The sequence below is a fragment of the Pseudomonas sp. PS01300 genome, from assembly GCF_029960155.1.
Taxonomy (GTDB): Bacteria; Pseudomonadota; Gammaproteobacteria; order Pseudomonadales; family Pseudomonadaceae; genus Aquipseudomonas; species Aquipseudomonas palmensis.
In genome coordinates, this window is record NZ_JASCPN010000148.1 from 1 (window position 1) to 426 (window position 426).

1 pseudogene is annotated in these 426 nt (G+C 53.3%); it reads right to left on the reverse strand.

Features of this window, described 5'->3' with window-relative positions:
• A pseudogene (locus QMX96_RS26725) lies at positions 1-371 on the reverse strand (IS3 family transposase); the annotation flags it as partial.
• Positions 372-426: the final 55 nt, after the last annotated feature.

Genomic DNA, 426 nt, shown 5'->3' on the forward strand with positions numbered 1-426 from the left:
GACTTGCCGGATCGCTTTTTTACGACCGAGACACCATAGTCATTTTTCAGAACATCAACGACCGTTTCAAAGAACTGGGCCTTCTGGCTCATCAGCTCAAGCTGCTGCTCAAGCTCTTTGATTCGCTGCTCTGGAGTGAGCATTTTGGGGTCAGACATCGCGCAGCTCCTCTCGTCGCGGATCGAGGCCCCCTGGCTCCAATCCTGCCGACCGTGCTTACGCAACCATACCAGAACCGTCGACCGTCCCTGGATGCCATACCGCACCTGGGCCTGCTTGTAGGTCAGTTCGCCTTTTTCAATCTGATCAACCACCGCCAATTTAAAAGACAGTGAGTAATCACGCTGTGTGCGCTTTACACCTTGCTCCATCTGACTCTCCGGAAATTCGGGATGGGAGGTGTAAACCTTATTCAGGACGGGACAC